Origin of the sequence: Pseudomonas sp. MPB23, from assembly GCF_046605395.1 — a bacterium.
Classification (GTDB): domain Bacteria; phylum Pseudomonadota; class Gammaproteobacteria; order Pseudomonadales; family Pseudomonadaceae; genus Aquipseudomonas.
This window is the reverse complement of record NZ_CP176771.1, coordinates 2,579,888-2,604,030: the sequence shown is the minus strand read 5'-3', so window position 1 is coordinate 2,604,030 and position 24,143 is coordinate 2,579,888. Positions and strand designations below refer to the sequence as shown.

The window sequence follows — 24,143 nt, the reverse complement described above, 5'->3', positions numbered from 1 at the left end:
ATGACTACCTGCACCGTACACACCGCCGACACACCGGAAATCTTCTCACTGAAAAATGTGAACCGGGTATTCGGCAAAGGCAAAGATGAACTGCAAGTCCTCAGCGGTGTGGATCTGACCCTGCACGAAGGAGAGATCGTCGGCATGCTGGGCCGCTCCGGCTCCGGCAAATCCACGTTGTTGCGCATTATCGCCGGGCTGATCCAGGCATCGTCGGGCGAGGTGCGCTACCAGGGCGCACCGCTGACAGGCCCGGCCGAAGGCGTGGCCATGGTGTTCCAGACCTTTGCACTGTTTCCCTGGCTGACCGTGCTGGAAAACGTCGAAGCGGGCCTGCAAGCCTTGCAAGTGGAACGCAAGGCCGCCCGCAAGCGCGCCCTGGCGGCCATCGACCTGATCGGCCTGGATGGTTTTGAAAACGCCTACCCCCGCGAATTGTCCGGCGGCATGCGCCAGCGCGTTGGCTTCGCACGCGGCCTGGTGGTCAACCCGACGCTGCTGCTGATGGACGAACCGTTCTCGGCGCTGGACGTGCTCACCGCCGAAACCCTGCGCACCGACTTGCTGGATTTGTGGAGCGGCAAACAACTGCCGATCAAGTCGATCCTGATCGTGACGCACAACATCGAAGAAGCCGTGCTGATGTGCGACCGCATCCTGGTGTTGTCGTCAAACCCCGGTCGGGTGGTGGCCGAAATCAAGGTGCCGTTCCCACACCCGCGCAATCGGCTGGACCCTTCCTTCCGGCAAATGGTCGATGACATTTACGCCTTGATGACCGACCGCCGCAGCGCCGATGCCAGCCGAGGCATACCCGAACTGAAAATGGGCAGCCTGCTGCCGGAAGTGTCCACCAACCTGATGGCCGGCCTGATCGAAACCCTGGCCGCCGAACCCTACAACGGTCACGCCGGCCTGCCCACTGTGGCCGAGCGGCGCTTGCTGGAAGTGGACGACCTGTTCCCGGTCGCAGAGATGCTTGAGCATCTGGGCTTTGCCGAACTCAAAGGCGCCGACATCACCCTGACCGAAGCCGGCAAGCTGTTCGCCGACTACGGCACCCAGGAGCGCAAGACCTTGTTCGCCGAGCACTTGATCCAGCACGTGCCGTTGGCTGCGCGCATTCACCAGGTACTCCTGGAGCGCAGCGGACACAGGGCACCACGCTTGCGCTTCGAACAGGAGCTGGAAGACTCGATGACCGAAGCGTTTGTGGAGAAAACCCTGGAAAGCGTGGTGGCGTGGGGTCGCTATGCAGAGATTTTCTCCTATGACGACCATACCGAGACGTTCAGCCTGGAGGATGTCGAGGGCAGCATGTAAGCCCTGCGGTTTGAATGAGGCCTCAAACAGATGGCGGTCAATATGGAGCAGGCCGGACCTTTTCCATATTGACCCGGTGGCTATCGCAGACCTCAGGCGGTCTTGGCTTTGACCTGGGCGCTCAATTGTTCGATTTGCTGTTTCAGTTGTGAAATCACCTGGGTGAATTGAGTAACCATTTGTTGGAGCTGGGCGTGAAGTTGTTGGTTGTCGCGCATCAGGTCGTCAACGCTGCGGTTTGTGGTCGAAGCTGCCTCATTGGATTGGGCCGGGCTGGCGTCCTGCTGTTCTTCGTCCGCCGCACGGTTTGGGGAAGCAGTGCTGCTGGCGTCCGCGCCGGAGGTGCTGGCAGGTGCCTGATCGGCGGCGGCGCCCGCCCCGCCGAGTTTTTGACTCAACGCCTGTATTTGCTCTTGAAGCTGGGTCACCACCGTCGTGAACTGGGTTTGCAGGCGCTCCACAGTCTCGCGTAGCTGGTTGTTTTCAGCGACCACCTGCTGGAAGTCATGAGGTGCCTCATGGCCTGATGCCTGTGCATTTTTTGCCGGAGCGGCGGCTTCATCAGGCGACTCGCGGTGCTCAGCCCCCCTGACGCCTTGTTCCGGTAGCGCGGCGGTTTTTTCTCCTGGGCTCCCCGCCCCATTGGCTTTTTGGGTGAGCTCAGCCACTTGCTGTCGAAGCTGCGTGATTATCGGGGTGAAGTGTTCTATCACCTTTTGAATCCCATCACGCAGTTGAGCGTTCTGCTGAGAGAGCTGCGCAAGCCGAGCGCTGTCAGCGCCAGTCGTGGATGACGCCGGGTTGACCAAACGGCCATGTGTCGAGAATTGCCCACGTTGTTCTGCCGTGACAGGCGGGCGCGGCGTCACTGAGTCCGAATGACGGGCGGAATGGTCCTGTGTCTGGGCACTGTCTTCGTGCCGAGTGGACGCTGGCTTTGGGGACATTTCATAGCTGGCGTTGTAGGACGCGGCTTGTCGATTGCTGACGCTGGTCATGGAGTGCCTCTCAGATTCAGGTGTTGTGTTCATAAGGATTGCTTGCCAGACGACTTGCTAAAACAAGTCGTCTGGCCACCTGATTGGGCATTTATCTGAAAACGGTTCCTCAGACGTAGGAAGCATGAATAGCAAAGTGTGTCGACTTCAAAACCAGCGCTCAGCGTCACGCGTCGACACACCTTCAGTCACATCACCCATCTGTCCACAAACTGATGGACCGGCGTCGCCTCAAGCCGCGCCTGATCCTTGCACAAGGCAAAAATCTCGGCACTGCGCTGGGCGGGAAACCGCGTGGCCAGGTTGGCCCTGAACTTGTCTTCCAGCAGCGAAATGCCGTCCGCCCGGCGCCGGCGATGGCCAATCGGGTATTCCACCGCGACCTGCCCGGTGCTGGAGCCGTCCTTGAAGAACACCTGCACCGCGTTGGCGATGGAGCGCTTGTCCGCCTCCAGATATTCGCGGCTGTAGCGCGGGTCTTCGATGATCACCATCTTGTCGCGCAGCTCATCGATGATCGGGTGCGCGGCGTGGAATTCATCCTCGTAATCCTCGGCCACCAGATTGCCGAAGGCCAGGGGCACGGCAGTCATGTATTGCAGGCAATGGTCGCGGTCGGCGGCGTTGGCCAGTGGGCCGACCTTGGAGATGATCCGAATCGCCGACTCATGGGTGGTGATCTCGATGCGTTCGATCTCGTGCAGGCGATGCTTGACCTGCGGGTGCAGGGTCACCGCCGCTTCGCAGGCCGTTTGCGCGTGGAACTCGGCGGGGAAGCTGATCTTGAACAGCACGTTTTCCATCACATACGTGCCGTAAGGCTGGGACAGGCTGAACCTGCGCTTATCCTCGGGTTTGAGCGCCAGGTCCTTGTTGGTATGACTGAACAGCACATCGTAGAAGCCCCACTGCGGCGCGCTCAACACGCCGGGAATGCCCATCTCGCCGCGCAGGGCGATATCCGCCAGGCGCACGCCCCGACTCGATGCATCCCCCGCCGCCCAGGATTTGCGCGAACCGGCGTTCGGTGCATGCCGATAGGTGCGCAAGGCCTGGCCATCGACAAAGGCGTGGGACAGCGCCGAGAGCAACTGATCGCGATTGGCCCCCATCAGCTTGGCAGCAACCGCCGTCGAGGCGACTTTCACCAGCAGCACATGGTCGAGGCCGACACGATTGAAGGAATTTTCCAAGGCAATCACGCCCTGGATTTCGTGGGCCATGATCATCGCGTCCAGCACTGCGCGCATGGTCAGCGGCGCGTCGCCATTGGCCACGCGTTTTTGCGAGAGGTGATCGGCCACGGCGAGGATGCCGCCGAGATTATCCGAAGGGTGGCCCCATTCGGCAGCGAGCCAGGTGTCGTTGTAGTCGAGCCAACGCACGATGCAGCCGATGTCCCAGGCCGCCTTGACCGGGTCCAGCCGAAACGACGTGCCCGGCACCCGCGCTCCGCACGGCACCACCGTGCCCTCCACCAGCGGTCCCAGGTGCTTGGTGCATTCAGGGAAACGCAGGGCCAGCAGGCCGCAACCGAGGGTGTCCATCAGGCAATTGCGGGCGGTGTCGAGTGCGTCCGGCGAATCGATCCGGTAGTTGAGGACATAGTCAGCGATGTCCTGTAGGACCTGGTCGTAATCGGGGCGGGTGTTCTGATCGACGTTGGCGCTCATGGCTGTTCTCCAAAGTGGGTGGGGGTCAGTCCTCGGGCTTACGGTTACTGGAGGCAGATCTTGGATGCCTGCCTTGGAATAGAGATCCCTTGTGGGAGGGGGCTTGCTCCCGATGACGGTGGGTCAGTCAATGAATGTGTCGACTGGTACACCGCTATCGGGGGCAAGCCCCCTCCCACAGGGGATTGGTGTTGGGTTTTAGAAGGCGTCGCCTGGGACGCGTACAAAGCCTTCCATCAGCACCCGCGCGCTGCGGCTCATGATGGCTTTCTTCACCACCCATTCGCCGTTCACTTGGGTGGCTTCGGCGCCGACACGCAAGGTGCCGGACGGATGCCCGAAGCGCACCGCATTACGCTCGACGCCGCCCGCTGCGAGGTTGACCAAGGTCCCGGAAATCGCCGCGGCGGTGCCAATCGCCACCGCTGCGGTGCCCATCATGGCGTGGTGCAGCTTGCCCATGGACAGCGCACGCACCAGCAGGTCGATATCGCCGGCCTTGATCGCCTTGCCGCTGGACGCCACGTAATCCGCAGGCTTGGCCACGAACGCGATTTTCGGCGTGTGCTGGCGCTGGGCGGCTTCGTCCAGGTGCTTGATCAAGCCCATGCGCAACGCGCCATAGGCCCGCACGGTCTCGAACATCGCCAGGGCTTTGGGGTCGCTGTTGATCGCGCCCTGCAGCTCGGTGCCGGTGTAGCCCAGGTCTTCGGCGTTGATGAAGATCGTCGGGATGCCGGCGTTGATCAGCGTGGCCTTGAAGGTGCCGATGCCCGGCACCTCCAGGTCGTCGATCAGGTTGCCGGTGGGGAACATCGAACCACCGCCGCCCTCTTCTTCCGCTGCCGGGTCGAGGAATTCCAACTGCACTTCGGCGGCCGGGAAGGTCACGCCATCCAGCTCGAAGTCGCCGGTTTCCTGCACCGCACCGTCAGTGATCGGTACGTGGGCGATGATGGTCTTGCCGATGTTGGCCTGCCAGATCCGCACCACGGCCACGCCGTTGCGCGGCACGCGGGCCGGGTCGACCAGGCCCGCGCTGATGGCGAAGGAACCCACCGCCGCCGACAGGTTGCCGCAGTTGCCGCTCCAATCGACGAACGGCTTGTCGATGGAGACCTGGCCGAACAGGTAGTCCACGTCGTGATCGGCGCGGGTACTTTTGGCGAGGATCACGGTTTTGCTGGTGCTGGACGTCGCGCCGCCCATGCCGTCGATCTGTTTGTCATAGGGATCGGGGCTGCCGATCACCCGCAGCAGCAGAGCGTCGCGTGCGGCACCCGGGACCTGCGCCGACACGGGCAGGTCCTGGACGCTGAAAAACACACCCTTGCTGGTGCCGCCACGCATGTAGGTGGCGGGGATCTTGATTTGCGGTACGTGTGCCATGGTTATCCTCTTCAGGCGGTCGCCGCCGATTCCAGGAAGTCCTGGGCAAAACGTTGCAACACGCCGCCCGCCTCGTAGATCGACACTTCTTCAGCGGTGTCCAGACGGCAGGTCACCGGCACTTCGACACGCTCGCCGTTCTTGCGGTTGATCACCAGGGTCAACTGCGCACGCGGGGTGCGTTCGCCGACCACGTCATAGGTTTCACTGCCGTCGATCTTCAGGGTGTGACGGTCGGTGCCCGGCAGGAACTCCAGCGGCAACACGCCCATGCCCACCAGGTTGGTGCGGTGGATACGTTCGAACCCTTCGGCGGCGATCGCTTCCACACCCGCCAGGCGTACGCCCTTGGCCGCCCAGTCGCGGGACGAGCCCTGACCGTAGTCGGCGCCGGCGATGATGATCAGCGGTTGCTTGCGTTCCATGTAGGTTTCGATGGCTTCCCACATGCGTGTGACCTTGCCTTCCGGCTCGATGCGCGCCAGGGAGCCCTGCTTGACCTTGCCGTTCTCGACGACCATTTCATTGAACAGTTTCGGGTTGGCGAACGTCGCACGCTGCGCGGTCAAGTGGTCGCCACGGTGGGTTGCGTAGGAGTTGAAGTCGACTTCCGGCAGGCCCATTTTCGCCAGGTATTCGCCGGCGGCGCTGTCGAGCATGATCGCGTTGGACGGCGACAAGTGGTCGGTGGTGATGTTGTCCGGCAGTACCGCCAGCGGGCGCATGCCCTTGAGCGGACGTGCACCGGCCAGTGCGCCTTCCCAGTACGGCGGACGGCGGATATAGGTGCTTTGCGGGCGCCATTCATACAGCGGCGCGACTTTCGGGCCGGTGTCTTCGTGGATCGCGAACATCGGGATATACACCTTGCGAAACTGCTCCGGCTTGACCGAGGCCTTGACCACCGCGTCGATTTCTTCGTCGCTCGGCCAGATGTCTTTCAGGCGGATTTCCTTGCCGTTGGCGTCAAGGCCCAGCACGTCCTTCTCGATGTCGAAACGGATGGTGCCGGCAATCGCGTAGGCCACCACCAGCGGCGGCGACGCCAGGAACGCTTGCTTGGCGTACGGGTGGATACGTCCGTCGAAGTTGCGGTTACCCGACAACACGGCGGTGGCGTACAGGTCGCGGTCGATGATCTCTTGCTGGATCACCGGGTCGAGCGCACCGGACATACCGTTGCAGGTGGTGCAGGCGAAGGCCACCACGCCGAAACCGAGTTTTTCCAGTTCGTGCCCAAGGCCGGCTTCTTCAAGGTACATGGCCACGGTTTTCGAACCGGGCGCCAGGGACGACTTGACCCACGGCTTGCGGGTCAGCCCCAGCTTGTTGGCGTTGCGCGCCAACAGGCCGGCGGCGATCACGTTGCGCGGGTTGCTGGTGTTGGTGCAGCTAGTGATTGCGGCAATGATGACCGCACCGTCGGGCATTTGCCCCGGTACTTCATCCCACTTGCCGGAGATACCTTTGGCGGCGAGGTCGCTGGTGGCGACGCGGGCGTGCGGGTTGCTCGGGCCGGCCATGTTGCGCACAACGCTGGACAGGTTGAAGGTCAGGCCGCGCTCGTATTGCGCGCCTTTGAGGTCGTCGGCCCACAGGCCGGTCTGGCGGGCGTACTGCTCGACCAGGGCGACTTGCTCGTCTTCACGGCCGGTGAGTTTCAGGTAGGCGATGGTCTGCTGGTCGATGTAGAACATCGCCGCGGTCGCACCGTATTCCGGGGCCATGTTGGAAATGGTCGCACGGTCGCCCAGGGTCAGGGCCGATGCACCTTCGCCGAAGAACTCCAGCCAAGCACCCACGACTTTCTGCTGACGCAGGAACTCGGTCAGCGCCAGCACCATGTCGGTGGCGGTGATGCCGGGTTGCAGCTTGCCGGTCAGCTCCACGCCGACGCTTTCCGGCAGGCGCATCCACGAGGCGCGGCCGAGCATCACGCTCTCGGCTTCGAGGCCGCCGACGCCGATGGCGATCACGCCCAGGGCATCCACGTGCGGGGTGTGGCTGTCGGTGCCGACGCAGGTGTCGGGGAAGGCTACGCCGTCACGCACCTGGATCACCGGAGACATTTTCTCCAGGTTGATCTGGTGCATGATGCCGTTGCCCGGCGGGATCACGTCGACGTTCTTGAAGGCCTTTTTGGTCCACTCGATAAAGTGGAAGCGGTCTTCGTTGCGACGGTCTTCGATGGCGCGGTTTTTCTCGAACGCTTGCGGGTCGAAACCACCGGCTTCGACGGCCAGGGAGTGGTCGACGATCAGTTGGGTCGGCACCACCGGGTTGACCTGGGCCGGGTCGCCGCCTTGCAGGGCGATGGCATCGCGCAGGCCGGCGAGGTCCACCAGCGCGGTCTGGCCGAGGATGTCATGGCACACCACACGCGCCGGGAACCAGGGGAAGTCGAGGTCGCGCTTGCGCTCGATCAGTTGGCTCAGGGACGCATTGAGGGTGGCCGGGTCGCAACGGCGCACGAGGTTTTCCGCGAGGACGCGGGAGGTGTAGGGCAACGTGGCGTAGGCACCGGGCTTGATTGCATCGACCGCCGCACGGGCGTCGAAGAAATCCAGGCGGCTGCCGGGGAGTTGTTTGCGAAATTCAGTGTTCATCGTCAGGACTCGGTCACGGTAATTACAAAAGAAGCCGACTGATCCGAAGCGGAAATGCGATCCATGTGGGAGGGGGCTTGCTCCCGATTGCGGTGTGTCAATCAACACAGCAACACCTGCTGCCCCGCTATCGGGAGCAAGCCCCCTCCCACCTGTTTAATCGGATTTCCAGCCAGGGATCGGCGGTCTCCTCATTCAGCGACGTTCGATTGGGACGAACTTGCGCTGTTCGACGCCGATGTAGTCGGCGCTTGGACGGATGATGCGGTTGTTGGCGCGCTGTTCGAACACGTGGGCAGCCCAGCCGGTCAAGCGCGAGCACACGAAGATCGGGGTGAACAGCTTGGTCGGAATGCCCATGAAGTGGTACGCCGAGGCATGGTAGAAGTCAGCGTTGGGGAACAACTTCTTCTGTTCCCACATGACCTTGTCGATGGCTTCGGAGACCGGGAACAACACCTTGTCGTCCACTTCGTCGGCGAGCAGTTTCGACCAGCCCTTGATCACCTCGTTGCGCGGGTCGCAGTCTTTGTAGATCGCGTGGCCGAAGCCCATGATCTTGTCCTTGCGCGCCAGCATGGCGAGGGTGCCGTCGACGGCGTCCTCTGCCGACAGGAAGCGCTCGATCATTTCCATCGCCGCTTCGTTGGCGCCGCCGTGCAGCGGGCCGCGCAGCGAGCCGATGGCAGCGGTGATGCAGGAATACAGGTCGGACAGGGTCGAGGCACACACCCGGGCAGTGAAAGTCGAGGCGTTGAATTCGTGCTCGGCGTAGAGGATCAGCGACACGTTCATGACTTTTTCATGCAGCTCGCTCGGCTTTTTGCCGTGCAGCAGGTGCAGGAAGTGGGCGCCGATACTTGGCTCGTCGGTCACGCAGTCGATGCGCTTGCCGTCGTGGCTGAAGCGGTACCAGTAGCACATGATCGCCGGGAAGGCGGCGAGCAGGCGGTCGGTGACATCGCGCTGTGCGCTGAAGTCCTGCTCCGGCTCGAGATTGCCGAGGAACGAGCAACCGGTGCGCATCACGTCCATCGGGTGGGCGTCGGCAGGGATGCGTTCCAGCACTTCTTTCAAGGCCAGGGGCAGGTCACGCAATTTGCTCAGTTTGGCGGTGTAGGCCGCCAGTTCGGTTTTGGTCGGCAGTTCGCCGTACAGCAGCAGGTAGGCGACTTCTTCGAACTGCGCATCGGCAGCCAGTTCGCGCACGTCATAGCCGCGATAGGTCAGGCCGGCACCGGCCTGGCCCACGGTGGACAGTGCGGTCTGCCCGGCCACTTGGCCACGCAGGCCGGCACCACTCAGTACTTTTGCTTCAGCCATGTCTGTTCTCCAATCTTGTATTTATCAGGGAAGCCTTCGTTGACCCCATCCCTGTAGGAGCGAGCTTGCTCGCGAAAAACCTACGGCCAGCACGTTTTCCAGCTTTCCCGCGTTATCGTTGACGATTTTCGCGGGCGAGCCCGCTCCTACAACGGATGACCAGCTTCTATTTCTTCGCGGCAAACAGCGCGTCGAGCTTCTGCTCGAAGGTGTGGTAGTCGATGCGATCGTAAAGCTCCATGCGGGTTTGCATGGTGTCGATCACGTTCTGTTGGGTGCCGTCGCGACGGATCGCGGTGTAGACGTTCTCGGCGGCCTTGTTCATGGCACGGAAGGCCGAGAGCGGGTACAGCACCAGGGAAACATCGGCAGATTTCAACTGTTCGGTGGTGTACAGCGGGGTCGCACCGAATTCGGTGATGTTGGCCAGGATCGGCGCTTTCACACGGGCGGCGAACAGCTTGTACATGTCCAGTTCGGTGATGGCTTCCGGGAACACCATGTCGGCGCCGGCTTCGATGCACGCGGCAGCGCGCTCCAACGCGGACTCCAGGCCTTCGACGGCCAGGGCATCGGTACGCGCCATGATCACGAAGCTGTCATCGGTGCGCGCATCCACGGCGGCCTTGATGCGGTCGACCATTTCCTGTTGGGACACGATCTCTTTGTTCGGACGATGGCCGCAGCGCTTGGCGCCGACCTGGTCTTCAATATGGATCGCAGCGGCGCCGAACTTGATCATCGACTTGACGGTGCGCGCCACGTTGAACGCCGAGGAGCCGAAGCCGGTGTCCACGTCCACCAGCAGCGGCAGGTCGCAGACGTCGGTGATGCGGCGTACGTCGGTCAGCACGTCGTCCAGGCCGGTAATCCCCAGGTCCGGCACGCCCAACGAACCGGCGGCAACCCCGCCACCCGACAGGTAGATCGCCTTGAAACCGGCGCGCTTGGCCAGCAAGGCATGGTTGGCGTTGATCGTGCCGACGACCTGCAACGGCTGTTCGCTGGCGACCGCGTCACGGAAACGCTGGCCTGGGGTGCTCTTAATGTTGGAACTCATGACTCACCTCGTTATTGGGGAGCGCCGTCCGGGAAGTGACGGGCGATGTTGCGTTTGGAAGCGCCTATGTGACGGCGCATCAACAGTTCGGCCAACTCACCGTCGCGATCGGCAATCGCGTCAAGAATCCGGTGATGCTCGGCAAAGGCCTGGCGTGGACGATTCGGGGTGGCGGAGAACTGGATGCGGTACATACGCACCAATTGATACAGCTCGCCGCACAGCATTTGGGTCAGGGTGCGATTACCGGCGCCTTGAATTATCCGGTAATGAAAATCGAAGTCGCCTTCCTGCTGGTAGTAGCCGACACCGGCCTGGAACGCTTCGTCGCGCTCATGGGTGTGCAACACCTGGCGCAGTTCGTCGATTTCCGCGTCGGTCATGCGCTCGGCGGCCAGGCGACAGGCCATGCCTTCGAGGGACTCGCGGATTTCATAGAGTTCGATCAGCTCGGCGTGGCTCAAGGACACCACTCTGGCGCCGACATGGGGCACGCGCACCAGCAGGCGCTGGCCTTCCAGACGATGGATCGCCTCGCGCAACGGGCCGCGGCTGATGCCATAAGTGCGCGCCAGTTCCGGCTCGGAGATCTTGCTGCCGGGAGCGATCTCGCCCTTGACGATGGCGGCCTGTATACGCCTAAAGACATTCTCGGACATCGTCTGGGAATCGTCCTGCGCCATCACTGGGTTTTCCAGCTGATCCAGCATATTGTCGACACCTTTAAAAGCAATGCGGCAAAAACTAGTCAATCAGGCCCTATTAGTCAAAGAATAAATCAACATTGTCGACAATCGTCTAATAACCTTCCCGTCAGTCCGCCAGCGTATGGCGGGCTGCCAGCGCTGGCGCCAAAAAAGCATCATGTTAGAATGCACGCCGCATTTGCCTGACATCACTAGATGAAACGGCGCACGAGGGAGCTTGCGCAGCAATGCCAGTCGCCTTGAATTGAACATCGCACTGCACCGCCTCAGGATCTATGAGACTCAAGCCCTTCCCCCTGTTCTGCCTACTGTTCATCCCCGGTCTTGGCGTTGCCGCCGAGAAGACCGTGTATGGTCTCAACGAATACGCGCAATTGGCCGGCATCGACCTGGAAGTCGCCGCCAAACTGGACACCGGCGCCAAGACCGCCTCCCTCAGCGCCCGCGACATCAAGCGTTTCAAGCGCAACGGCGAGTCCTGGGTGCGCTTCTACCTGGCCATCGACGCCGCCCATTCCCATCCCATCGAACGCCCCCTGGCCCGCGTCAGCAAGATCAAGCGTCGCGCCGGCGATTACGACCCCGATGAGGACAAGAACTACACTGCCCGTCCAGTGATCGCGCTGGATATCTGCATGGGTACCGCTTTACGCAGCATCGAAGTGAACTTGACTGACCGCAGCGCCTTCCAATACCCGCTGCTGATCGGCTCCGAAGCGTTGAAACGCTTTGATGCGCTGGTCGACCCCAGTCTTAAATATGCAGCAGGCAAACCCGCCTGCGCCGCCGACGCTCATACCGCCGAGTAAACCGAATGCGCTCTCTGACCCTGCACCTGAGAATCCTCATCGCCATCCTGGTGGTGTTGGGGATTTCGGTCACCGCCTACCAGATCTTCGTGCTGGGTATCCCTGTCACCGAAGACGCCACCGACGACTTGTGGAACATCGACGCCAAGGTCGAGTTCGTCGCCAACCCCAAGGACCCGGTGAAGGTCCAGATGTTCGTACCGCCGCTGAGCCGCGACTTCGTCAGTCTCAATGAGAGTTTCATCTCCAATAACTATGGGGTGAGCGTCAACCGCATCGACGGCAACCGCAAGGTCACCTGGTCGGCGCGCCGCGCCAAGGGCAACCAGACCCTGTATTACCGCCTGGTGCTGACCAAGCGCTACAGCGGCGAAAAGGTCAAGGTCAAGGGCCCGACCTTCCGCGACAGCATCGCCGTCGAAGGCCCGGAAAAAATCGCCGCCGAAGCTCTGCTCGCACCGATCCGCCAACACTCGGCCGACGTCGAGACCTTTATCAGCGAAGCGATCAAGCGCACCAACAACCTCAATGACGACAACGTGAAACTGCTGCTGGCCGGCGACCCGTCGACCCCGCACAAGGCCAAGATCGTCGAGCTGCTGCTGTCCATCGCCCACGTGCCGGTGGAAAAGGTCCACACCCTGCGCCTGGTGGCCGACCAGCCACAAACCCCGGAACTGTGGCTGCGCAGCTTCAATGGCAATGACTGGCTGTACTTCAACCCGGAAACCGGCGAACAAGGCCTGCCCGCCGACCGCCTGCTGTGGTGGACCGGCGATGAAAACCTGATCACCGTCGATGGCGGCAAGAAGGCCATGGTCACCTTCAGCCTGAACAACAGCGAAATGAATGCCATTCGCCTGGCCAAGCTGACCGACGAAAACACCGACGCCAACTTCCTCGAATACTCGCTGTACGGCCTGCCGCTGCAAACCCAGCAGACCTTCATGATCATGGTGATGATCCCGATCGGCGTGCTGGTGATCCTGATCCTGCGCAACCTGATCGGCCTGCAGACCCTGGGCACCTTCACGCCGGTGCTGATCGCCCTGGCGTTCCGCGAAACGCAACTGGGCTTCGGGATTGTGCTGTTCACCATTATTACCGCGCTGGGCTTATCCCTCAGGTCGTACCTGGAACACCTGAAGCTGCAGATGCTGCCGAGGCTGTCGGTGGTGCTGACCTTCGTGGTGGTGCTGATCGCGGCCATCAGCCTGTTCAGCCATAAACTGGGACTGGAGCGCGGGTTGTCGGTGGCGCTGTTCCCGATGGTGATCCTGACCATGACCATCGAACGCCTGTCGATCACCTGGGAAGAACGCGGCGCCAGCCATGCGTTGAAAGTGGCGATCGGCACGCTGTTCGCGGCGTCCCTGGCGCACCTGATCATGAGCGTGCCGGAGCTGGTCTACTTCGTGTTCACCTTCCCGGCCGTCCTGCTGATCCTGGTGGGTTTCATGCTGGCCATGGGTCGCTATCGCGGCTATCGCCTGACCGAACTGGTGCGCTTCAAAGCCTTCGTGAAGGCTGACTCGTAATGTTCGGCTTCTGGAAGACCTGGAAGGCCCTGGAAGCGCGGGGGATCATGGGCATCAACCGGCGTAACGCCGACTACGTGCTCAAGTACAACAAGCGCAGCCTGTACCCGATCGTGGATGACAAGATCATCACCAAGGAACGGGCCATGGCCGCCGGCATCCATGTGCCGCAGATGTACGGGGTGATCTCCACCGAGAAAGAAATCGACAAGCTCGAAGAGATCATCAAAGGGCACAACGACTTCGTGATCAAACCCGCCCAGGGTGCCGGCGGTGACGGCATCCTCGTCATCGCCGACCGCTTTGAGGGGCGTTATCGCACCGTGTCCGGCAAGCTCATCAGCCATGAGGAGATCGAGCATCAGATCTCCAGCATCCTCACCGGCCTGTATTCCCTGGGTGGCCACCGCGACCGTGCGCTGATCGAGTACCGCGTGGTGCCCGACCAGATCTTCAAAAGCATCAGTTACGAAGGCGTACCGGACATCCGCATCATCGTGTTGATGGGCTACCCGGTGATGGCGATGCTGCGCTTGCCGACCCGCCAGTCCGGCGGCAAGGCCAACCTGCACCAGGGCGCGATCGGCGTGGGCGTCGACCTCGCCACCGGCCTGACCCTGCGCGGCACCTGGCTGAACAACATCATCACCAAACACCCCGACACCACCAACGCGGTGGATGGCGTGCAACTGCCCAACTGGGACGGTTTCATGAAGCTCGCGGCCGGCTGCTACGAGCTGTGCGGGCTGGGCTATATCGGCGTGGACATGGTGCTGGACCAGGAAAAAGGCCCACTGATCCTTGAACTGAATGCACGGCCGGGGCTGAATATCCAGATCGCCAACGACTGCGGCCTGACCCTGCGCACCCATGCGGTGGAGGCGCACCTGGAAGCGTTGAAGGTCACGGGGATGACGCAAACCCCGGAAGAGCGGGTCAAGTTTGCCCAGGAAATGTTCGGACATATTCCGCCGGTAGAAGGCTGATCCACCCTTCCACCTGTCTATCCCCGACATCCCCCCTAGGACCAAATCCTACGGGGGACTACAATCCCCTCCCCCAAGCCAACGGCTGATCCACCCCGCATGTCGACCTGCTCCGTACACCCACTGCCCTATCGGGCCAACCCCGCCGAGTATTTTGCGGCGATTCGCCATGCACCCGGTGCGGTGCTGCTCGACAGCGGCCGCCCGGCAGCCGAGCGCGGCCGTTATGACCTGCTCAGCGCCTGGCCACTGGCAACGCTGACGGTGGGGCCTGACGAAAGCGGCAGCGAGTTCCTGCAACGCCTGCGGGAAAATCTTACGCAGTTGGGTGAAGCGGCATTGCCCGCCGGCTACGCGTTGCCGTTCGCCGGCGGCCTGATCGGTTACTTGAGCTACGATTTCGGCCGGCACCTGGAACCGTTGCCGCACCGGGCGGTGGATGATCTGCACCTGCCGGACGCACGTTTCGGGCTGTATGCCTGGGCCCTGGTCAGCGATCACCAGGCGCAGACCAGCCAACTGGTGTTTCACCCGACGCTGGTCGATAGCGAGCGGCAGCGACTGATCAGCCTGTTCAGCAGCCCCGGCACTGCTAAAGCGGCCTCCTTCAAGCTCCACGGCGCCATGACACCGGACATCAGCGCCCAGACCTACGCACAGGCCATCGCCCGCATCCACGACTACATCCAGGCGGGCGACTGCTACCAGGTCAACTTCACCCAGCGCTTTCGCGCAGCGTGCAGCGGCGATCCATGGGTGGCCTATTGCGCCTTGCGTGAGGCCTGCCCGACGCCGTTTTCCGGGTTCCAGAGCCTGCCGGATGACGGCGCGGTGCTGAGCCTGTCGCCGGAGCGTTTCGTGCGCATCAGCCAGCGCCAGGTCGAAACCCGCCCGATCAAAGGCACCCGCCCCCGCGGCCTCACGCCCGCAGAAGACGCCGCCAACGCCGCCGAACTGCTGGCCAGCCCCAAGGATCGCGCCGAGAACCTGATGATCGTCGACCTGCTGCGCAACGACCTCGGCCGCACCTGCCGCACCGGCTCGGTGAGCGTGCCGGAGCTGTTCAGCCTGGAAACCTACCCCAACGTGCACCATCTGGTCAGCAGCGTGACCGGCGAGCTGGCCGACGACAAAGACGCCCTCGACCTGATCGCCGGCAGCTTCCCCGGCGGCTCCATCACCGGCGCGCCGAAAATCCGCGCGATGCAGATCATCGACGAACTGGAACCGACCCGACGCGGGCTGTATTGCGGTTCGCTGGTGTATCTGGATGTGCGCGGCGAGATGGACAGTTCCATCGCCATCCGCAGTTTGCTGGTCAAGGATGGACAGGTGTGCTGCTGGGGCGGCGGCGGGATTGTGGCGGATTCGCAATGGGAGGCGGAGTATCAGGAGTCGCTGACCAAGGTGCGGGTGCTGTTACAAACCCTGGAAAGCCTGTAGCGCAGCGCCCTTCCTGGCGTCGGGAGGCAGCGCTCGGCCGCAGAAAAAATCTGAATCATACGTTTCGTGGGGACCCACGCACAGTACGATCAGATCAACGCGGAGACCGTGTGATGAACATCAAACCCATGGTGGAAGCCATCCGCTTTCGCATGGAGCAACTCGGCATGACGGCGCGCGACCTGGAGGCATTCATCGGCACCAGCGGCCGGGTGTCCGAAGTGCTCAACCGCAAGCGCAAGCTGAGCCTGTCGATGATCAAGCGCCTGCATGAAGGCTTGAGCATCGCGTATGAGCGGTTGCTGACAGGGGCCTAAGATCTCAGGCCGCCGTCAGCGAACGACTTACAGACTCAACGACCGGTTAGAAGCCTTGATGAACTCGTTCTTCAAATCTTCAAACGTGTGCACCGCCGGGAACTGCGGGAATTCACGAATCACGTTCTCTGGTGCATGGAACAGAATCCCACGGTCGGCTTCGCCCAGCATGGTGGTGTCATTGTAGGAATCACCCGCGGCGATCACGCGGTAGTACAGGCTCTTGAACGACAGCACCGACTGACGCTTGGGATCTTTCTGGCGCAGTTGGTAGCCAGTCACGCGGTCGGTGTCGTCGGTGATCAGGCGGTGGCACAGCAAGGTCGGGAACCCTAGCTGGCGCATCAGCGGCTGGGAGAACTCGTAGAAGGTGTCGGACAGGATCACCACCTGGAAACGCTCGCGCAGCCAGTTGACGAATTCGATGGCGCCGTCCAGCGGCTTGAGGGTGGCGATCACCGCCTGGATGTCGGCGAGCTTGAGCCCGTGTTCGTCCAGGATACGCAGGCGCTGCTTCATCAGCACGTCGTAGTCGGGGATATCCCGCGTGGTGGCCCGCAAGGATTCAATACCGGTTTTTTCGGCGAAGGCGATCCAGATTTCCGGAACCAGTACCCCTTCCAGGTCGAGAAAGGCAATTTCCACAAGACACTCCCATTGGTTGTTATGAGTTGAGCGAGCAAAAGGACTGCCGAACTCTAGCGATTCAAGCCCGCCGCCGCAACGCAGGGCGGATTTTGATACCATCGCTCCCCTATAGAGCGCTCAGCGCCACTGACCTGTAGGAACCGTCCTGATGAACCAAGCTTTTGACGTCGTTGAACTCGCCGCGACTTATGCCAACAAGTCTGCCCAGGACATTCTCAAGCTGGCGTTCAGCCAGTTCGGCGATGACCTGTGGATTTCCTTCAGCGGTGCCGAGGATGTGGTGCTGGTCGACATGGCCTGGAAGCTGAACAAGAACGTCAAGGTGTTCAGCCTCGACACCGGCCGCCTGCACCCGGAGACCTACCGGTTCATTGAGCAGGTGCGTGAGTTCTACAAGATCGACATCGAACTGATCTCGCCGGACCAGAGCAAACTGGAACCCTTCGTCAAAGAGAAAGGCCTGTTCAGCTTCTACAAGGACGGCCATGGCGAATGCTGCGGCGTGCGCAAGATCGAGCCGCTGCGCCGCAAGCTTGCCGGCGTGAGCGCCTGGGCCACCGGCCAACGCCGCGACCAGAGCCCCGGCACCCGCAGCCAGGTGGCGGCGCTGGAGATCGATACCGCCTTCTCCACCCCGGAACGCACCCTGTACAAATTCAACCCGCTGGCGCAGATGACCAGCGAAGAGATCTGGGGCTACATCCGCATGCTGGAGCTGCCCTACAACAGCCTGCATGAGCGCGGTTTTATCAGCATTGGCTGCGAACCCTGCACCCGCCCGGTACTGCCGAACCAGCACGAGCGCGAAGGCCGCTGGTGGTGGGAAGAAGCCACGCAGAAAGAATGCGGGCTGCATGCAGGCAACCTCATCAGCAAGGCTTGAAGCTGACGCAGTAAAACAGGTGGGAGGGGGCTCGCTCCCTCCTACATTTGTTTTGTGTTTGGCATTAAAGATGTACACATACATGTAACCATCGGTGCCATTTATGTGTGCAATCAGTCTTAATCCGCCCCCTAACGTAACACCTGACCCCGACCATCTTTTGGTCTGGCTGATGGCCCCCCTTGCAAGCGAAAAATAAATAGCTGTTCAATCGGTCAATTTATATCTGTTTAAATTCAGTTATTTATTCAACAAGCCCCTAAAAGAGAAATTAACCAGGACTTTTATAGAGCAAAAACTGGCACGCATGTGGCTTAAGGTGAAAAGAGCTTTGTATACAATAAATAAAAAACATACATACACTTTGCCATCCGCGGCGCTGCTGCAGATGTGCTGGAGCCTGCCGGAATGCGTACAAGTCTCTCGAACACTATCGCACTGGATCTGCCCTCCTCCGCCCTGAACCCCGAGGCCGCCGCGCCCGGCGCGTTGGTGCTCAGCCCACGCCTGCACAACAAGGACCTGGCACCCACCAAGGTCGAAGGCCGACGCTGGGGGCGCTACAGCATCTTTGCGCTGTGGACCAACGATGTGCACAACATCGCCAACTATTCATTCGCCATCGGCCTGTACGCACTGGGCCTGGGTGGCTGGCAGATTCTGCTGTCCCTGGGCATCGGCGCGGCGCTGGTGTACTTCTTCATGAACCTGTCGGGCTACATGGGGCAAAAGACCGGCGTGCCGTTTCCGGTGATCAGCCGCATCAGCTTCGGTATTCATGGGGCGCAGATTCCGGCGCTGATCCGGGCGGTGATTGCGATTGCCTGGTTCGGGATCCAGACTTACCTGGCCTCGGTGGTTTTCCGCGTGCTGCTGACGGCGATTCATCCAGGCTTTGCCGACTATGACCACAACTCGATCCTGGGTTTATCCACCCTGGGCTGGGCCTGCTTCGTGGCGATCTGGTTCGTGCAACTGGTGATCCTGGCCTACGGCATGGAGATGGTACGCCGCTATGAAGGCTTCGCCGGGCCGGTGATTTTGCTCACCGTCGCGTCGTTGGCCGGTTGGATGTACTTCCAGGCCGGCGGCCATATCGCCTGGTCGATCCGCGAACCGCTGAGCGGCGGTGAGATGTGGCGCAATATCTTTGCCGGCGGCGCGCTGTGGCTGGCGATCTACGGCACGTTGATCCTCAACTTCTGCGACTTCGCCCGCTCCTCGCCATGCCGCAAGACCATCCTGGTCGGCAACTTCTGGGGTTTGCCGGTGAATATCCTGGTGTTCGCCGCCATCACCGTGCTGCTGTGCGGCGGGCAATTCCAGCTCAATGGCCGGGTGATCGAAAGCCCGACTGAAATCATCGCCGCCATCCCCAATACCTTTTTTCTCGTGCTCGGTTGCCTCGCATTCCTGATCGTCACCGTGGCGGTGAACATCATGGCCAACTTCGTCGCACCGGCCTTTGTGCTGAGTAACCTGGCGCCCAAATACCTGAACTTCCGTCGCGCCGGGTTGATCAGCGCCACCGTGGCGGTGCTGATCCTGCCGTGGAACCTCTACAACAGTCCGCTGGTGATCGTGTATTTTCTCTCCGGCCTGGGCGCGCTGCTGGGGCCTTTGTACGGGGTGATCATGGTCGATTACTGGCTGATCCGTAAAAGCCAGGTGGACGTCCCGCAACTGTACAGCGAAGACCCCAGCGGTGTTTATTACTACAGCCGTGGCGTCAATTTACGCGCCCTGGCAGCGTTTATTCCGGCGGCGATGATCGCCATCCTGCTAGCGTTGTTGCCAGGGTTTGCCAGCGTCTCGCCGTTTTCCTGGTTGTTTGGCGCCGGTATTGCAGGGCTACTCTATCTGCTGATCGCCAAGCGTCAGCCGTTCTACGCCGATGTCAGCGGCGAAAGCATTGCAGTCGATAACGTCAGTCATTAATCAAGGACCTTCCATGCGTATCCTCGTGGTCAACGTCAACACCACCGAATCCATCACCGACACCATCGCCCAGCAGGCAAGGGCCGTGGCGGCACCGGGCACCGAGATTGTCGGGCTCACGCCCTACTTCGGCGCCGAATCAGTGGAAGGCAATTTTGAAAGCTACCTGGCCGCTATCGCGGTGATGGACCGGGTGATGGCCTACGACCAGCCGTTCGATGCAGTGATCCAGGCCGGCTACGGCGAACATGGCCGCGAAGGTTTGCAGGAACTGTTGAACGTGCCAGTGGTGGATATCACCGAAGCGGCCGCCAGCACCGCGATGTTCCTGGGCCATGCCTATTCGGTGGTCACCACCCTGGACCGCACCGTGCCGCTGATCGAAGACCGCCTGAAACTCGCCGGCCTGTACCAGCGCTGCGCCTCGGTGCGAGCCAGCGGCATGGCGGTGCTGGAACTGGAAGAACACCCGCTGGCAGCCATGGAAGCCATCGTGCACCAGGCGGAACTGGCGATCCGCGAAGACAAGGCCGAGGTGATCTGCCTGGGCTGCGGCGGCATGGCCGGGCTGGATGAACGGATTCGCCAGCGCACCGGTGTGCCGGTGGTGGATGGGGTGACGGCGGCGGTGACCATCGCCGAATCCCTGGTGCGCCTGGGGTTGTCGACCTCGAAGATTCGGACCTATGCGACGCCAAGGCCGAAGACCATCATTGGCTGGCCCGGCAAGTTTGGACAATAACAGCCAATGAGTGAGGGGCTTGCTCCCTCCCATCTGTTGATCTGTGCGCAACTTTAGACTGCGCTGAATCGTTGCCCCAAGCCCCGCTCGGAAAACTGCTCGATGATGAAATCCACAAACGCCCGGGTCTTGCCGGGCAGCAGTTTGTGCTCGGCGTAGTAGAGGGAAATATTGCCGTCGTCGACGTACCAGTCAGGCAGCACGCGCACCACCGCGCCACTGTCCAGAAACGGTACGGCCATGGGCATGCTCACCAGCGCAGTGCCCAGGCCTTGGGCACTGGCGCAGCAGGCGGCTTCGGAGTCGCTCATGGTCATGCCGGGCTTGAGCACCAGCGGGCGATGTTCGCGTTCGCGGCTGGTGAGTTGCCAGGAGCGTATACGCCCGGTTTGCGGGGAGCGGATCAGGATGCCCTGGCAGCGCGACAAGTCTTCGGGCGCCAGCACCGGTGGGCGTTGCGCCAGGTAATCCGGTGACGCCACCAACACCCGATGCGCCGGTGTGAGCTTGCGCGCCACCACGCCCAGGGGCAGTTCAAAGCCACCGCCGATGGCCGCGTCGAAGCCCTGGCCGATCAGGTCGACCTGGCGGTTATCGAAATGCCAGTCCGGGCTGATGTCTGGAAAACGCCGCATGAACTCGCCCAACAACGGCACCACATAGCGATTGCCGAACACCGTGCCCATGCTCACCTTGAGCGTGCCCACCGGCCGCCCTTCGGCGCTGGCCAGGTTGGCAACGGCGTTCTGGATAGTGGTGAGGCTGCCGCTGACTTCCTGCAAGAACACTTTGCCGGCTTCGGTCAGGGTCAGGCGTCGCGTGCTGCGCTGGAACAGGCGCACACCGAGGCGCGCTTCCAGCTTGGCAACGCTTTTGCCGACGGCCGCCGGAGTCAGGCTCAGGTGCCGCGCCGCCTCGGCAAAGCTGCCGCCTTCGGCACTGCGCACGAAGCATTCGATACTGCCGAAGCTCTCCATACCGCTCCACTCTAAACTTTTGGTTTACACAGACTATAGCAATCGCAATCTACCGGCGTGAGCGGGCGAGGTCGATACTCGGCTCCATCAACAAGGCATTTCGCCTTGAACATCGAGGAGATCGACATGACCACACAAAACCTCAGCGGCAAAGTTGCGTTGATTCAAGGCGGTTCCCGCGGCATCGGCGCTGCCATCGTCAAACGCCTGGCCGAACAGGGTGCCGCCGTTGCCTTTACCTACGTCAGCTCGGCCGCCAAGGCTGAAGCATTGCAGCACAGCGTGATCAGCCAAGGCGGCAAAGCCCTGGCGATTCAAGCCGACAGTGCCGACGCCACGGCGATCCGCAACGCAGTCAACGCCACCGTCGAAGCCTTCGGCCGCCTGGATATCCTGGTCAACAATGCCGGCGTGCTGGCCATCGCACCGCTGCAGGACTTCACCCTGGAAGACTTCGACCAGACCCTGGCAATCAACGTGCGCAGCGTGTTTATCGCCACCCAGGAAGCGGCCCGGCACATGGGCGAAGGTGGTCGGGTGATCAATATCGGCAGCACCAACGCCGAGCGCATGCCATTTGGCGGTGGCGGCCCCTACGCGATGAGCAAGGCGGCGTTGGTGGGCCTGACCAAGGGCCTGGCACGCGACCTGGGGCCACGGGGCATCACCATCAATAACGTGCAGCCGGGGCCGGTGGACACCGACATGAACCCGGCGAACAGTGAGTTTGCCGAGAGCCTGATCGGGCTGATGGCGGTGGGCCGTTATGGACACGTGGAAGAGATTGCCAGTTTTGTGGCGTATCTGGCCGGGCCGGAAGCGGGCTATATCACCGGTGCCAGCCTGACCATCGACGGAGGCTTCAGCGCCTGACAACCGCTGTCGAAAGCAAGCCCCCACCTGTTTGGCTATGTGTATTCAGGAAAGACGCGGCAGACCATAGGCAGCCAGATCGAAGTCCGCGAGCTTGCGGATGATCTGGTCTGCATGGTGATACTTGCTGTCGTCCATGGCTTCGTCCGGCACGGCGATGGCGGTCATCCGGGCCGCTTTCGCGGCGGTGACGCCAAACGGCGAATCTTCGAACACCAGGCAATCTTCCGGCGCCACGCCCAGGCGTCGCGCGGCGGTGAGGAAGATGTCCGGCGCGGGTTTGGCAGCGCCGACTTCCGGGTCGTCGGCCGTAACGATGGTGCCGAACAGGCTGAACCACTCGCGGTGCAAGGTGGTTTTGTGGCCAAACGAATGGCGCGACGAACTGGTGCCCACGGCAATCGGTATGTTGTGCGCCTTCAAGTGCCGCACCAGCGCCTCGGCCCCCGGCATGCCCAAGGCCTTGGGGAAACGCTCGCTCATCAGCGGCTCACGGATTTCCAGGAACTGCGCCGGCGTGATCGGCAGATCCAGCGCCTTGACCACATAGTCGGCCAGGTCCTGGGCACCGCGCCCGATGATGTGCTGCTTGATGCCCCAATCGTAGGTGCGGCCGAAGCGTTCGGCGATGATCTGTGTGACTTCGGTATAGATGCCTTCTGTATCCAGTAACAACCCGTCCATATCGAAAATCACGGCCTTGATCGGGACAGCGGTACGCGGTGCATTCATCACAACAGATCCTTGGGGGGAAGGACTAAAAGGATTCAGCACAATAACGGCCACGCTTGCCCGCAAGCAACCCTTTAGACGGAGCGCTCCTCCTTTTTGGCGCGCGCGCAAGGCTCTTTCGCCTGGCCGACACTTTTATCCTGTTCGTGCTGTTCTGCGCGGGATCAAGCAACGGTCGGCAGGTTGCCCATGCCGATCAATGTGGCCTCCACCGCCTCATCCAGCGGCGTATGGGGTTCGTTGCCCAGGGTCTGCAGGAGCCGATGGTTATCGAGGACCAGCGGGGCCTGCCACAGGTAACGCATCTCCTGCAGTTCGCGGAAGGTAACGACAAAAGGCGCGGCCATCTTCAGCAGCCACCAGGGGAAGCGGCCTACCTTGGGTAAGGCCCCCGTCCTGCGCAGGACGACTCGGCGGATAGCCTCAACCATCTGGGTACCCTCGACATCTACATGCCCGGCCATATGAAAACGGGCAAAGGGTTGCAACCTTTCGCGACGCTCCAGCAATTGGACCATCGTGCGCGCCACATCCGGCAGGTACGCCCATTGATGCGCCATGCCCGGTGCGCCCGGGTTACTCACCGCGCCCACCGGCTTGCCCGGTTTGACCAGCCCTTGGGAAAACCAGCTATTGGCGGCCCTGGCGCCGAAGAAATCCCCGGCCCGCACAATCAACACCCGTGCACCGTGCTGCGATGCGTCCAGCAAGCGCCGTTCCATCTCGACTCGAATCGCGCCTTTACGGGTCTGCGGGTGCTGGGGCGCGTCTTCGCCGACCAGCGGGAACGCATCCGGCCCATAGTTATAGACGGTACCCGGCAACACAATGGTCGCCCCTTCGGCGATAGCCGCAGCGATGCTGTTATCGATCATCGGCAACACCCACTCGGCCCAGCGACGATAACCGGGCGGGTTGACCCCATGCACGATCACCAAACAGCCGCTGGCCGCCGCGAGTACGTCCGCGCGGTTCATTGCGTCGCCCTGTACCCAGATGAAATCGCTGCTTTGTCGGCGAGCCTTTTCCACATCACGGGTCAGCGCTATGACCTGCCAGCCGCTGGCCGATAATTGACGCGCGACTTCACCACCGATCCCGCCCGTTGCGCCCAGTACCAATACCTTGTCCATGCCCGTCTCCCGCAATGAGTAGAAGGGTTCATCCTGAGCGCCGGC

General features: G+C 61.7%; 20 protein-coding genes and 1 pseudogene. 10 read left to right on the top strand and 11 right to left on the bottom strand.

Features of this window, described 5'->3' with window-relative positions; translation table 11 throughout:
• Complete coding sequence (locus ACLH0J_RS12105) at window positions 1–1,323, top strand: AAA-associated domain-containing protein (RefSeq protein ID WP_411392132.1); 1,323 nt, start codon at window positions 1–3, stop codon at window positions 1,321–1,323.
• Window positions 1,324–1,415: 92 nt separating this feature from the next.
• On the opposite strand, the gene ACLH0J_RS12100 is transcribed toward ACLH0J_RS12105, so the two are convergent.
• The 7 genes from ACLH0J_RS12100 to ACLH0J_RS12070 form a co-directional block, all read right to left on the bottom strand.
• Window positions 1,416–2,321, bottom strand: coding sequence for a hypothetical protein (locus ACLH0J_RS12100; RefSeq protein ID WP_411392131.1), 906 nt, complete (start codon window positions 2,319–2,321; stop codon window positions 1,416–1,418).
• Window positions 2,322–2,509: 188 nt separating this feature from the next.
• Window positions 2,510–3,994, bottom strand: a complete 1,485-nt coding sequence (gene prpD, locus ACLH0J_RS12095) for a 2-methylcitrate dehydratase (protein ID WP_411392130.1) — start codon at window positions 3,992–3,994, stop codon at window positions 2,510–2,512.
• Between the two features lie 198 nt (window positions 3,995–4,192).
• On the bottom strand, window positions 4,193–5,383 hold the full coding sequence (gene prpF / locus ACLH0J_RS12090; RefSeq protein ID WP_411392129.1) for a 2-methylaconitate cis-trans isomerase PrpF: 1,191 nt from the start codon (window positions 5,381–5,383) through the stop codon (window positions 4,193–4,195).
• An 11-nt stretch (window positions 5,384–5,394) separates the two neighbouring features.
• Complete coding sequence (gene acnD, locus ACLH0J_RS12085; RefSeq protein WP_411392128.1) at window positions 5,395–7,989, bottom strand: Fe/S-dependent 2-methylisocitrate dehydratase AcnD; 2,595 nt, start codon at window positions 7,987–7,989, stop codon at window positions 5,395–5,397.
• A gap of 195 nt (window positions 7,990–8,184) precedes the next feature.
• A complete protein-coding gene (gene prpC, locus ACLH0J_RS12080) occupies window positions 8,185–9,312 on the bottom strand; it encodes a 2-methylcitrate synthase (RefSeq protein ID WP_411392127.1) in 1,128 nt (375 codons plus the stop codon).
• A gap of 166 nt (window positions 9,313–9,478) precedes the next feature.
• Window positions 9,479–10,372, bottom strand: coding sequence for a methylisocitrate lyase (gene prpB, locus ACLH0J_RS12075; RefSeq protein WP_010563802.1), 894 nt, complete (start codon window positions 10,370–10,372; stop codon window positions 9,479–9,481).
• A gap of 11 nt (window positions 10,373–10,383) precedes the next feature.
• Window positions 10,384–11,082 carry a GntR family transcriptional regulator gene (locus ACLH0J_RS12070; protein ID WP_411392126.1) on the bottom strand — a complete coding sequence of 233 codons (699 nt, stop codon included), beginning with the start codon at window positions 11,080–11,082 and terminating at the stop codon, window positions 10,384–10,386.
• A 272-nt stretch (window positions 11,083–11,354) separates the two neighbouring features.
• Between ACLH0J_RS12070 and ACLH0J_RS12065 the strand changes: the two genes are divergently transcribed.
• The 5 genes and pseudogenes from ACLH0J_RS12065 to ACLH0J_RS12045 all read left to right on the top strand — a co-directional run.
• Complete coding sequence (locus ACLH0J_RS12065; RefSeq protein ID WP_411392125.1) at window positions 11,355–11,888, top strand: ATP-dependent zinc protease; 534 nt, start codon at window positions 11,355–11,357, stop codon at window positions 11,886–11,888.
• 5 nt (window positions 11,889–11,893) lie between these two features.
• Entirely contained in the window at window positions 11,894–13,426 is a 1,533-nt protein-coding gene (locus tag ACLH0J_RS12060) for an inactive transglutaminase family protein (protein ID WP_411392124.1), read from the top strand.
• Window positions 13,426–14,412: an alpha-L-glutamate ligase-like protein gene (locus ACLH0J_RS12055; RefSeq protein WP_411392123.1), complete on the top strand. Its 987-nt coding sequence runs from the start codon at window positions 13,426–13,428 to the stop codon at window positions 14,410–14,412. The genes ACLH0J_RS12060 and ACLH0J_RS12055 overlap by 1 nt, the downstream gene beginning before the upstream one ends.
• Window positions 14,413–14,511: 99 nt before the next feature.
• Window positions 14,512–15,855, top strand: a complete 1,344-nt coding sequence (gene pabB, locus ACLH0J_RS12050) for an aminodeoxychorismate synthase component I (RefSeq protein WP_411392122.1) — start codon at window positions 14,512–14,514, stop codon at window positions 15,853–15,855.
• Between the two features lie 131 nt (window positions 15,856–15,986).
• Window positions 15,987–16,172: pseudogene (locus ACLH0J_RS12045) on the top strand (helix-turn-helix domain-containing protein); the annotation flags it as partial.
• 27 nt (window positions 16,173–16,199) lie between these two features.
• Here ACLH0J_RS12045 and thrH read toward each other — a convergent pair.
• On the bottom strand, window positions 16,200–16,817 hold the full coding sequence (gene thrH, locus ACLH0J_RS12040; RefSeq protein ID WP_411392121.1) for a bifunctional phosphoserine phosphatase/homoserine phosphotransferase ThrH: 618 nt from the start codon (window positions 16,815–16,817) through the stop codon (window positions 16,200–16,202).
• Window positions 16,818–16,968: 151 nt separating this feature from the next.
• Between thrH and ACLH0J_RS12035 the strand changes: the two genes are divergently transcribed.
• The 3 genes from ACLH0J_RS12035 to ACLH0J_RS12025 all read left to right on the top strand — a co-directional run bounded on the left by ACLH0J_RS12035 (window position 16,969) and on the right by ACLH0J_RS12025 (window position 20,383).
• A complete protein-coding gene (locus tag ACLH0J_RS12035; RefSeq protein WP_411392120.1) occupies window positions 16,969–17,703 on the top strand; it encodes a phosphoadenylyl-sulfate reductase in 735 nt (244 codons plus the stop codon).
• 408 nt (window positions 17,704–18,111) lie between these two features.
• Window positions 18,112–19,641, top strand: coding sequence for an NCS1 family nucleobase:cation symporter-1 (locus ACLH0J_RS12030; RefSeq protein WP_411392119.1), 1,530 nt, complete (start codon window positions 18,112–18,114; stop codon window positions 19,639–19,641).
• 13 nt (window positions 19,642–19,654) lie between these two features.
• Entirely contained in the window at window positions 19,655–20,383 is a 729-nt protein-coding gene (locus ACLH0J_RS12025; RefSeq protein WP_411392118.1) for an aspartate/glutamate racemase family protein, read from the top strand.
• 53 nt (window positions 20,384–20,436) lie between these two features.
• Here the strand turns inward: ACLH0J_RS12025 and ACLH0J_RS12020 are convergent, their stop codons facing one another.
• Window positions 20,437–21,360 carry a LysR substrate-binding domain-containing protein gene (locus tag ACLH0J_RS12020; RefSeq protein ID WP_411392117.1) on the bottom strand — a complete coding sequence of 308 codons (924 nt, stop codon included), beginning with the start codon at window positions 21,358–21,360 and terminating at the stop codon, window positions 20,437–20,439.
• A 126-nt stretch (window positions 21,361–21,486) separates the two neighbouring features.
• Here ACLH0J_RS12020 and ACLH0J_RS12015 point away from each other — a divergent pair, with 126 nt between their 5' ends.
• Window positions 21,487–22,233, top strand: a complete 747-nt coding sequence (locus ACLH0J_RS12015; protein WP_411392116.1) for a 3-oxoacyl-ACP reductase family protein — start codon at window positions 21,487–21,489, stop codon at window positions 22,231–22,233.
• A 45-nt stretch (window positions 22,234–22,278) separates the two neighbouring features.
• Here ACLH0J_RS12015 and ACLH0J_RS12010 read toward each other — a convergent pair whose 3' ends face one another.
• Window positions 22,279–22,965, bottom strand: a complete 687-nt coding sequence (locus tag ACLH0J_RS12010; RefSeq protein WP_411392115.1) for an HAD-IA family hydrolase — start codon at window positions 22,963–22,965, stop codon at window positions 22,279–22,281.
• Between the two features lie 164 nt (window positions 22,966–23,129).
• Window positions 23,130–24,098, bottom strand: coding sequence for an SDR family NAD(P)-dependent oxidoreductase (locus tag ACLH0J_RS12005; RefSeq protein ID WP_411392114.1), 969 nt, complete (start codon window positions 24,096–24,098; stop codon window positions 23,130–23,132).
• Window positions 24,099–24,143: the final 45 nt, after the last annotated feature.